Source organism: Serratia sp. BIGb0234, from assembly GCF_024809915.1.
GTDB classification, from domain to species: domain Bacteria; phylum Pseudomonadota; class Gammaproteobacteria; order Enterobacterales; family Enterobacteriaceae; genus Serratia; species Serratia liquefaciens.
Genome location: NZ_JANUEI010000020.1, coordinates 1 through 11,529, shown reverse-complemented (window position 1 = coordinate 11,529; position 11,529 = coordinate 1). Strand labels below are relative to the sequence as shown.

Annotated in this window: 7 protein-coding genes and 2 pseudogenes; 5 read left to right on the top strand and 4 right to left on the bottom strand. The window is 49.5% G+C overall.

What is annotated here, in order from left to right:
- Positions 1 to 185: 185 nt before the first annotated feature.
- The 3 genes and pseudogenes from ltrA to M2407_RS25960 form a co-directional block, all read right to left on the bottom strand.
- The gene (ltrA, locus tag M2407_RS25970; RefSeq protein ID WP_259220238.1) at positions 186 to 1,694 is read right to left on the bottom strand and encodes a group II intron reverse transcriptase/maturase; all 1,509 of its coding nucleotides are present in this window, start codon (positions 1,692 to 1,694) and stop codon (positions 186 to 188) included.
- A gap of 672 nt (positions 1,695 to 2,366) precedes the next feature.
- A pseudogene (locus M2407_RS25965) lies at positions 2,367 to 2,807 on the bottom strand (IS3 family transposase); the annotation flags it as partial.
- 381 nt (positions 2,808 to 3,188) lie between these two features.
- Positions 3,189 to 4,226, bottom strand: a pseudogene (locus tag M2407_RS25960) (IS630 family transposase).
- 228 nt (positions 4,227 to 4,454) lie between these two features.
- On the opposite strand from M2407_RS25960, the gene M2407_RS25955 reads away from it, so the two are divergent.
- The 5 genes from M2407_RS25955 to M2407_RS25930 all read left to right on the top strand — a co-directional run bounded on the left by M2407_RS25955 (position 4,455) and on the right by M2407_RS25930 (position 10,890).
- On the top strand, positions 4,455 to 6,005 hold the full coding sequence (locus M2407_RS25955; protein WP_259220237.1) for a glycosyltransferase family 39 protein: 1,551 nt from the start codon (positions 4,455 to 4,457) through the stop codon (positions 6,003 to 6,005).
- Positions 6,006 to 6,735: 730 nt separating this feature from the next.
- Complete coding sequence (locus tag M2407_RS25945; protein WP_259220236.1) at positions 6,736 to 7,479, top strand: MipA/OmpV family protein; 744 nt, start codon at positions 6,736 to 6,738, stop codon at positions 7,477 to 7,479.
- A gap of 41 nt (positions 7,480 to 7,520) precedes the next feature.
- Positions 7,521 to 8,657: an MFS transporter gene (locus tag M2407_RS25940; protein ID WP_259220235.1), complete on the top strand. Its 1,137-nt coding sequence runs from the start codon at positions 7,521 to 7,523 to the stop codon at positions 8,655 to 8,657.
- A 41-nt stretch (positions 8,658 to 8,698) separates the two neighbouring features.
- A complete protein-coding gene (locus M2407_RS25935) occupies positions 8,699 to 10,099 on the top strand; it encodes an HdeD family acid-resistance protein (RefSeq protein ID WP_259220234.1) in 1,401 nt (466 codons plus the stop codon).
- Positions 10,100 to 10,104: 5 nt separating this feature from the next.
- Positions 10,105 to 10,890 (top strand): DUF4105 domain-containing protein, encoded by a 786-nt coding sequence (locus M2407_RS25930; RefSeq protein WP_259220233.1) that lies wholly within the window; start codon positions 10,105 to 10,107, stop codon positions 10,888 to 10,890.
- Between the two features lie 294 nt (positions 10,891 to 11,184).
- Here the strand turns inward: M2407_RS25930 and M2407_RS25925 are convergent.
- A partial coding sequence (locus tag M2407_RS25925; protein WP_259220232.1) for a hypothetical protein occupies positions 11,185 to 11,529 on the bottom strand: 345 nt, incomplete at its 5' end.

The following is an 11,529-nucleotide window of genomic DNA, read 5'->3' as shown; positions in this document are numbered from 1 at the left end:
TGCTTCCATCGACGATGAGACCCGCCAGCCAACGATCGTGCCGGCGAACACATCGATGATGAACGCCACATACGCGAAGCCCTGCCAGGTGCTGAGTAGAGTAAGAGGCAGGGCGTAGTCGGACTATTTCTCTGCCTCTCCTCCCCGAACCGGACGTGCACCTTTCAGCGCATCCGGCTCTCCATTTAAACGCTGGCGAACGCCATTGCCACTTCAGTGTAGCGCGATGTGTATGTGTTTCTCGCTTCCGTCCTCAGATAGGGGTTACTTTCAGGAAGACGCCAGCGGAACAGCTTCTTGCCTTGCCCTACCAGCCGGTACAGGATTTCACCGCTGAGCTTACCGTGGTCGGTTTTACCAAATAAAACCCACGTTTTGCTCTGCCCCGGTTTCGGTGATTTGCACCACCACCTCATCAGGGATGCAATACCTGTACGGTATTTACGGGCCAGCCAGTGAGCCAGTTTCCAGAACACCACACGGTCGATATAACTGAAGACTTTGGCCTTAAAATCAACGAACTGATAGAACGCGGCCCAGCCTTTCAGTTTTCGGTTGAGTTGTTCAGCCATATCGACTTTGCTTTCACTGTAGTTGCCTGATAACAGTGCTGTCAGCGATGCGGCGAAGTTTCTGGCTTTGTCCTTCGGGATAGTCGATACCACCCGCATATTGCCGTAACGACTGCGTTTACGGATGATCCGGTGACCCAGAAAGATAAAGCCGTCATTGACATGGGTGATCCTGGTCTTGTCCATGTTCAGCCTGAGTTTCAGGCTGTCTTCAAGCACGCCCCGACACTCCTCCCTGATGGCTTCCGCCTGTGCTTTGGTGCCTTTGACAATAAGCACAAAGTCATCGGCATACCGGCAGTACGCCACCGCAGGTTTCCATTGCCAGTTTTCTCTGACCGCAGTACTTCGGCCTCGCTGGATACTGTTATTCCAGTACCAACGGTCCTTTCTGGCTTTCCCGCTCAGATAGCGTTCATGCAGATACTGATCGAACTCATTCAGCATGATGTTCGACAGCAACGGCGATATTACGCCCCCCTGCGGCACGCCTTCACTGGCCGCCCGAAAGAGACCGACATCGATATGTCCCGCCTTGATGGTTTTCCATAGCAGAGTCATGAAACGTGCGTCGCTGATCCTCCGGCGTACGGCTTTCATCAGCAGTCGATGATGTACGGTGTCGAAGTAACTGGACAGATCGCCTTCAATCACCCAGCGTCCCCGTGTTTCCCCACAGTCGGTGAGCTGTAATTTCACCGTGCGGATCGCGTGGTGGACACTGCGTTCAGGCCGGAAGCCATACGAAAGTGTATGAAAATCACTCTCCCATATTGGCTCCATCGCCATCAGCATTGCCCGTTGAACAATACGATCACGCAGCGCGGGGATACCCAGTGGTCGCAGTTTGCCGTTGCTTTTAGGGATGTAAACCCGTCTGGCGGGCAAGGGCTGGTAGTGACCGGAGACTAGTTCATCCCTGAGGATTTGCAGCTCAGCAGCCAGTCTGGCCTGTAGCTTTGCTTTGTTCACACCATCAACGCCGGGGGTATGCGCCCCCTTTGATGAAAGCGTGATCCGCGCGGCTTCAGCTAGCCATTCTGGTTGTGTTATCAGACGCAGCAGCCGTTCAATCCGTCGGGACGGATCGGTGGCTGCCCATGTGGCAAGCTTGCGTTGCATTTCGCTGATTATCAAAGGTCTTCACCTCGTTAGGTCAGTTAATTCACGTCGCAAACACATTCAAACTGCTTCCCTTCGCCATGTAATGGGCTTTCCCCATCCCGGACTACTACGGAAGCTCCGCCAGCCAGCGCGTCATCGGAGCCATGCCCCCTTAACATCCGTCGCTGACCTTCCCCGGTTTACCTGCCTGGACTCAGACATACTGAGGAGGCTGCCCGTCGCACTCTTTATCCTTGCATGCTGCAAGTTGGCAGAAGTCAGCAACGCGAGCGTGATGGACGCTGCTGTCCCGGTATTTTGCATACATGTCAAAACACCTTCGACCGGCAGTGCGTACGTATCGCTGCCAGTTCCTTCTGCACGGCCTGTCAGATCACGTAGGCCGTGGTGACGTTTTCAACCCACAGAGGCGGATTAACGGGTTCATGTTCTTCAGCCTTTCAGCACTCAACCTTGAGGATCATCTCGGCTTAGTGATCTCGCCTCAATCCCCGTTGTCAGCGGGTTACATCACCCTGCAGGCATGCCGCAGGTCACTGCCGCTCAGGTTCTCCACCGTCACACCCGGTGGGATTGTTGGGTTTCTCGTCATGAGTTACCGGCTCAATATTCCAGACAGACTCGTGGTTCATTTGAGCATCCGTGCTCGCCCTGAACTCCGGGCACACCGTACGTAAAATCTGCACACCAAAGCTGATTGGGTTTCACCACAGTGAACTCCCGCTGCAGGCGGTTAGGTGCTATCAGTGACGGACGTCCTCTGGTTCCACGGGGTATCTTGTAACCATGTACGGCGCGTATCCTGTTTTGTTTCATGATCTTGGCTACCCGGTTTCTGCTGCATGCTTCACCGACTTCACGGAGGTCGCAGTGAACCCTGCGATAGCCGTAAACACCACCGCTCAGTGCATAAGAGTCGCGGATTAATTCCAATAATCGCTGGTTATCCTTTTCTCCTGCAGTGACAGGACAATGAAGCCAGACGTAAAATCCGGCACGGGCAACTTTCAAGACCCGACACATGGCTGCGATCGACCAGATATCACGGTGACCGTTGATGAAGCGGTACTTTAGTCGGGCTCTCTTGCAAAGTACCGCGCTGCCTTTTTCAGGATATCACCCCATACCTGTGCGGAATTTTCAGGGTTCGCTTACTCATCCCCGAGTTCTTGCATATAACATTTCCTGGCGCTCGGTGACCTGAGCCTCAGCAACTGCAGTCCTTTGGACCTACAGCTCTGACAGAAGAAGCCAGCGTGGGTGAAGTTCGGCGAGGCGCAACAATAGCGGCGCACGCCCATACTGCAGGTGAGCATACGTTCGACGGCGAGTTTGGCCCAGTTGCTGAGAGGATCGTAGTATTTGTCTAGGACCCGGCGGCAGGGAACGGAATAAACATGGGGCAACAGGAAAGGGTCTTGGCGTAAACCAGCTCACGTCGTAGACGTGCTTACTCTATGCGTGTGTTTCAACTCGGTGGCGAGGCATATGCTAAATAACTGCTCCTAATACCGCTACACTTTTTGCCAGTCCATGTTTTCCTCCGGGAAATGGGCTGACTGTTTCCATGAAGTGACGCACCTTTTTCAATAGTTGCCACATTGAACGGCACTGATGATTACGGGTTGCAGTGCCTGCTATAGCCGCTCAACGTGATTCACCCATGGCGAGTACACCGGCTGATAAATCACTCTGAACTTCGGGTTTTGCTTCAGTCACCGTTGGGTTTCCCGGCTCTTGTGAATAATGTAGTTATCCACGATTAACGTGATGGTTTTTGACCGCCGGTAAGTCGACTTCAGGTACTTTAACAGACTGATAAATAAGGTTGAGCTTTTACTGCTATCACCCACATAGCTGACTTTACCTGTGCCGCGCGCCTGCCAGATAACATTTTTCATTCTGTCCGGGAGTTACCACGCGTTTTTGCTGACCGCGAGCCTGCCAGGCTGCGCCGATTTTCGGATTGAGATGGATATCGGTTTCATCCTCGTAAAACACCGGATTTTCTATGCTGCATGTCTCCAGCGCCTCCTGGATGGCAGCCATTTTTTCCTCTTTGTGCGGGTCACGAATACGCAGTGTCGGTGCTGCTCTTCGCCATACCAGTCCGGCAGCAGGCAACTACCGCCGTTCGGTTGAAGCATGTAACGGACAACCGGTTATCTCGCGGATTTTTATCGCCAGCAGCTCGGTACTCCAGCGGGAACGCTGATAACCAAAATCGCCGGGAGAATGGTTAACAAGCTCACGTAACAACGCACAGATATGTTCAAATGGCCAGCGCCTTCCACATCCCGCAGGCAGAGACTTCATGCCTTCAGCACCCGATAATGTAAACCAGTTAATCCAGCGACCAATGGATGAGCGGGCACAACAGAGCGTTCTGGCAACATGGCTGACGGCGTCGCCCCGATGCAGCATCAGCATGGCTGTAAGTCGCCTGGCATAGTTTTTGTCCTTTGTTTTATGGATCACTTTCTGCATCTGGCGTCGTTCAGTTCTGGGAATGGGTGCTATGATCGGCATTGCTCAGTCCGACTGGTGATTTGGGATATTCAGCGATTGATCAGATCGCATAAACCGGACTGATTTCCCTTCAGGTGATCTACTATTCCGAACAGCTATTTAGCGGTTGGTTGATAAATCTAAATCATTTCTCTCTTTTTATCGATGATTTACCCCCCATTTATCTACGCTCGGCAATGATGACGCAGCGTCTCCACATGGTGTGGTTTCATTGTTCTGGCTGCGTTTATGTCATTGAAAAAAATATCTAAAGTTTCCTTGCTCAATAACGGTTTTAAAGGTATCGATTACAAACATTATGTTTTGACCATCTTAGTGTTTGCCACGGTCATTCGGTTTATTTCCTTAACAACTAGATATTTCTGGTGCGACGAAGCCTCAAGCGTACTAACTAGCCGCTTCGACGTGGATGATTTGCTGTACCATGCTTCTTTCGACGTACATCCTCCGCTTTATTATTTGTTGTTGCATGGCTGGATGGCGCTGTTTGGCGACAGCATCATGGCGACCCGTTCGCTGAGTCTGATATTCGGCGTGATGACGGTGGGGTTGGCTATGGGTTTTACGCGTTGGTTTGCCAATGAGCGAGCTGCGCTACTGGCGGGATGGTTGATGGCGATCATGCCCATAGCGGTACGCTACAGTCAGGAGGCGCGTATGTACGCGCTGATGGGCTTGTTGGTCATTGCTGCTGCCATGGCATTGGCAATGTGGTTGGAAACCCCCGCAAAGCGCTATTATCTGGCCATCTATGCCGTATTGATGACGCTGACTTTTTACACCCATTACTTCGCTATTTTTGCGTTATTCACCCACTGGCTGATTGTGCTGGCGTTGTCGTGTCGACGCGGAGGCGAACGTTATATCAGGCAACCTGTGTGGTGGTTGGCTAATGTGGCTATCGGGGTGGCCTATATTCCGTGGCTACTGGTGCTGATTAATCTGCTAATGCACATCCCCGAGTTGCGCGTCGGCGGAGACGTTGGTTGGATCCCTAGGGTGGAGTGGCGTGACTTACCGGCCATGTACTGGCGTTTTTTCACCGGCCATGATGGTAGCGATTATCCGCTGATTATTTTCTGGCTGCTGCCGGCGATTTTCGTCGGACTGTGTGGCATGCCGCTCACCTGGCGCGAAACACCACGAAAATTCAATCTACTGTTGATCGGCAGTATCGTGATCCCGGTAACCCTGGTGTTTACAATTTCTTGGCGTACACCATTGTTTGTCGACCGCTACTTATATTCTGCCGCTCTGGGTATTCCGTTGGTGCTGGGGATGCTGATTACCGGCATCAAAAACAGAACGTACGGTCTTCTCCTATTGTTTTTTTTCAGCGGGCTATTCGGCTGCGGCGTGCGTAATGATCTTCCGGTCGAGAAAGACGATTTCAAAGCTATGGTGCACTACATCAACAGTAGCTATCAGCCCAACGATGCGGTGGTGGTTAGCAACATGTTCAACTACCTGAGTTATGTGTATTACAACAAGGAAAGCTATCGAGCTTTGCTATATACGCCGGCCAGGCCCAACGGAATTTCCGGTAAGCCAAATGCCTATGGCTTCGGTACATTTTTTTATGACCGGGCTGCACAGACTTACGTGGAAAATCTGAGTGCATTGTCAAGTGTATACCGTCGTGTCTGGTTAGTCAGTGGGGGGGATTTCAACCAGGACTTTGACCGTTTACCACCGGGGTGGATTAATACCGCCAATTTCAAAAGCGGTGGGTTCGAATCGCGTTTGTTCGTGGTGGAGTCCAGAGAATTGAATTATTAGTCGACGTTGTGGATTATGCCACATTCAAGGATCTTGTTGTATATTCCGGTGAAGATGAACAGCCATTCTGGAGGAGCATTAATAGGTTATGTCTCCCCTTTATTACCTTCACAGTTCATTTTGCGTATAAGCGTACGGCGACAGATATTGTAACCTCCAGTGAGATTGAGCTGTGCACCACGACTAATGGATACGGACGGGCGTGTTAAATTATTGCTGAGCTGAAGAACACCCGGTAGCCTTGGTTCTGAAGGAAGCTACTGGCGGACTCGAAATCGCTGAGGCCCATGGATTGCAGGCTGAAAGTCCTCATGTATCAGTCGTTAGCCCCAGACAGGCACGTGACTTTGCTTGGACAAGAGGGAGTCTGGCAAAAACAGGGCGTATTGACGTTATAATGCTGGCCCAGATGGTTGAGGTGATAAACCAACATACGGAGCGGACCTGTTTTATCCGCGCACTTCCTGATACTATCTGGCAGCGCTTTTATATCTGGGTGTTTTTCCTGGCTGTTTAACTAAGGAAAAAGAAAGCAATCGTTGCCTTTGTCACTTTTGTATCTTTTTCAATTTTAAATTCAATTGATTATATTCTTCCTCTATCAGTTTTTTCTGAAGTCTTTACGAAAATAAGATTATTCGTAGAACATCTGCTACATTTCATGGACATAGACAAAAGCCATCTATCCTCGTCTTTGAGGGGAGTGGGCGCGGATGAGTGCGGAGTTTAGATGCGTCATTTTAAAATTTTCTGTTTGTTATTGGCAATAACTATACCCACAAGTGCTTTTTCAAGCAGTTTTTCCCTGGGCGTGCAGACAGAGTTGGCAACTCAGGCATACAAAGCTAAACGTACACATTTTTATGCCATTCCCTATGTGGGCTATGACAATGATGTTTGGTATGTCGACGGTATTGAAACAGGTTTTTTTCTACTGAAAGATGCCGAAAATGAACTGAAATTGAAGACCTACTATTACTATGAAGATGCTTACCGTCCTGAAGATGGCCACGGTGAAGCGATGAAAAGGCTTAACAAACGGCGTGCAACTGTCATGTCGGGCATCAGTTACCAAAGGATCACTCCGTGGGGAGCGATATTTACCCAGGTCGCGGCGGATACGTTAAATAATAGCAAGGGTGTTGTTGCAACGGTAGCCTACATTGGCGAGCTCAATGTCAATTCTGTGATGCTTTATGGAGAAATCGGTACTGATTGGTCGAATGCACAACAAACGCGTTATTACTATGGGATCTCCCAAGAAGAGGCCGATCGCAGTGGGCTTAATGAATATCGGCCACATCAAAGCCTAACGCCGTTTATCATGTTGGCAGCAGAATACAAATTCACCCAGTTTTGGGATGGTTATATTGAATCCCGTTATAACTTCTTATCGAAAACCGTGCGCCATAGCCCAATGGTTGATCGCGATGGAACGTATAACTTTGTCATTGGCCTTAACTATAATTTTTAACAGGGGGGAAGTCTCTATGTTTTGCCAACTAATAGGAGACTATGACAGTGTCAATCTTCTCTAACAAGATTGGTATCCTGCTCGCTGTGATGATTTTTGGCTTAACCTATGGTCTTAGTGCACCGCTGATCGCCATTAGGTTGGTCAATGAAGGGTATAGTGAAATCTTTGTGGGCATCAATGCGGCGATGCATGCCGTCGGCGTGTTCATTGTCGCCCCATGCTTACCGGTGCTGTGTCGGCGGTTTAATGCTAAGTCATTGATAGTATTCTCACTATTTATCTCATGTCTCGTATTGTGTCTCTTTCCCCTCACGTCTTTTGCAACCTGGTTTGTGTTGCGCCTTATGCTGGGTGCCATGAGCGAAATTATGTTGGTTGTTACTGAAACCTGGTTGAACTTTATGGCTGAAGAGGCAAGCCGTGCACGAACCATTGCCGCTTATACTGCCAGCCTGTCCACAGGTTTTGCTCTTGGCCCACTCATTTTAGTGTCAGTTGGCAGTAGCGGAAATACGGCATTTTATCTGGGGGCGGCCATCGCATTGTTGGCAGCTGTCGTAGTCACTCGCTCTGCAGTAAGGCCATTCTCAGCAGACGAACAACACCAATCCAAACCGGTGCTGATGTATCTTAGTCTGGCACCCATTGCTATAGCAGCAACGGTTCTGAATGCGGGTCTGGAGTCTGCAGGTCTCAACTTACTTTCGGTGTATGCAATGAATTTGGGTTGGGACGAACAATCAGCAACGTCATTGATTTCTGTTTTATTGATTGGGGCAATATTGTTACAACTGCCTATTGGTTGGGTAGCGGATAAATACAATCGTCAGTGGTTAATTGTCATCATGGCGGGTTTATCGGCCTGTGGGGCATTGTTATGGCCGATATCGCTTAATTATCCCTGGATGGCATACACATTACTTTTTGTGTGGGGAGGGGTATTTGTCGGTATTTATACTGTGGTGGTCACTCTTGTGGGCGAACGCTTTAGTAACGGTGAATTGGTCGGGGTGTATGCTGTATTGTCGATTGCCTGGGGCGTTGGCGCATTGGTTGGCCCAATGATGGGTGGGGTAGCCATGGAGTTGAACACCCACGGCCTACCGTTGATGGCCGCGTTGCTTTGCGGTTTGTTTATGTTGTTTACCCTTAAGAATGCCAGGCGGGGCTGCTAAGCCGTCTTACAATTAAAAGCGATGAGAAGAGGTTATAAGGCATGGTTCAGTTGGTCATGATTTTACTGGGGGTTGATTATTTGCGTAACCGCTGGCGTGGGTTGATGATTGCCGGTTGGTTAGGTGTGTTGGCTGGCGTAATCATCTTCATCGATGCGTTGGATAACGCGATTTACTTCCCCTTGCATCCCTTTGCTTTCCTGTTGTTGGTCGAAGGCCTGGCAACGTTGATGGTTGCGCATACCGGCATCGGCGGGCAACGTACCTTGCGTTACGTAAAAGGAGGGGCATTTTCACTGGCTGCGATATTGATTTTGAGCGGGCATCATCATGGTCATTTTATTTTATCGATGATTTTTGGCATTTTGTTTTTGAGCGACGGGCTATTGCAAATCGTCACTGCTGGGGTTGTACGCTATAAAAACTGGAAATTTGTGGTGGCCGGCGGTGTCATAGAAGTCATGTTAGCCATTTTCTTCTTTCAACCCTATCCAACACATTATGTCGGTACCGTCCCTTATTGTTTAGGTCTGGGGTTGATATTCGGCGGGTTGAATATGGTTATGCTGGCGATGCGTGTCAAAAAGCTGGAGGTCAACCCCGCGGTGTTGGGCAATACGGCCGCTGAGGAAGCCAGCAGTGCAGAAACGACGCCGTTGGTCACTGAATGGGACGGCCCTCCGACTGCCGATGAACCGGCACTGACCATACATGTCTGGACACCTGTAGGATCCTCGAAGAGTGCGGTAGTACCTCATCCTGTCATTGATCGTTATATTGCTGCGGTGGACAAAAATGGGGTGATTTCCACCGGCCATGCTGCGCTGGAATCTCCGGAGGGCGTCTATATCAGCCTGTATCCGGCAGTCGATATTGACCGGTCGCCCGATCAATTTACCCGCTTGCTGCGTGCAACGGCAGATAATAATGTTGAAGGGCAGTTTCAACCGGATTATGTGACTGAATCCGAAAAATGGTGCCCTTCAACCATGCAGGTGCGGATCAGGAACTATGATGCTGAACGTTTGAAGCGGTTCTGGGAGGTCTACCAGGCAGACAACACCTATAACCTTACGCATCGCAACTGCTCAAGCAGTGTGGCGCGTGGGCTGGAAGCGGCACTGGAAGGCGTGGTGGGTAAGATATGGGGGCAGCGTGGCCACTGGTGGGTATTGAGTAAAATTCTCACGACGCCGGAGTTATGGGTGGCGGTACAAATACGTAAACGCGCAAAAACGATGGCCTGGACACCAGGGCTGACGCTCGACTATGCACGCGCATTAAGCATGTTGGCGGATCCCCGGCCGGCCGGCTGGATAACCACCATACGCCGTGCCCTAAAGAAAATGTTTTCTTTGCGCAAACAATGGCGCGATGAAAAAGCGCAGGGCACGATAGCGTCAGGTGCTAGCAGTGAAATCTCAAATGATAAAGGCAAGTAGCTATTATGGCCATGTTTTCGTGGTTGACCTCACCAATAGCCAGCAACGAGCAAGACTGGGTGTTGGAATACGCCCGGTTACCGCAGGTGGAATGGGGGGAGCAGGGTAAAATTGTACTGCGTAATATTCGCAATTTCAGATATCAACCTACCCGCGACGACTATGTGCCCGATTGGTACGATGCAGATATCGATATTAGCCAGTTAAAAACGGTAGATGTGGTCTCCTCTTACTGGTCAGGCAAGGCTATTGCGCATCTGTTTTTGAGCTTCGGTTTCGAAGACGGCCGCCATTTGGCGGTCTCGATAGAAACGCGGCGTAGCCGCGACCAGCTATATTCGACCTGGCGCGGCTTTTTTAAACATTACATGTTGACCTATGTGCTTGCCGATGAACGGGACTTGATTGGCGTCAGAACCGACGTTCGCAAAGAGCGGGTTTATCTTTATCCCCTTCAGATTTCGTCAGACACGGCCCAGGCTCTTTTTCTGGGCTATCTGCAACGTATCGATCAACTGAGCCACCAACCTGAGTTTTATCACACGATATTTAATAATTGCACGAGTAATATTCTGCATCATGCTACTGCGGTTTCTGCCGACATTCGCTATAGCTGGAAAGTCTTGGTCAGTGGCTATGCCGATAAATATATCTATGAGCTTGGCTTATTGGATAATAGCCTGTCTTTTGAACGGTTGAAAAAACGATGCCTCATCAAAAGGTCGGACAATGCCGGGATAAATGAGGATTTTTCGCGTTTGATTCGGGAGGGGAATAAGAGGGACTGTTGAGTAGTTTATTTTCCTTACTTATTATACTGAAGGCTGGATGACTTTCGCCGTTATTTTTTATTTTTGGTCTCTCTGTCCATCATTTTTTCTCATCCGCATCTTCATGTTCATCTTGTCGCATAGTTTCTTTTTCGCACTTTCACTTCGTCAGTATTTCTCATTATATCTCTAACAAAGTATCCGATTTTATTAGACCTTTATAGTTATGTATAGGATGAGCCAGAAAAGAACGCGGAGCGTAAATTTCGTCCGCGCTCTTGCAATCCGTTAATCCACGCGTTAACTGAACGGAGATTATTCCAACGTGAATGTATCTGCGCTGCATGCATCTGGTGAGTTGGCATTAAATTTGTGCCAGTCGTCGATGTTCAACATGCCAATGCGAATACTTCTTTCGCCAATGCTATCGCTTAAGGACTTGATGGTAATCCACCGGACTGGTTTGTCACAAAAACCGTTATTGCCTTTGTTCAACGAGAAAAACTCATCGGCGTTCAACACCTGATAAACATCTCCTCTGAATTCCGAATCATCACTACCACTGTCGCCTTTCCGCTCGCCCGAATACCGCAGCTTCATTGTCCCTTTCAACAAGGAAAAGTGTGCTGATGTTCGGCTAAGCATCATCGTTTCTCCCAG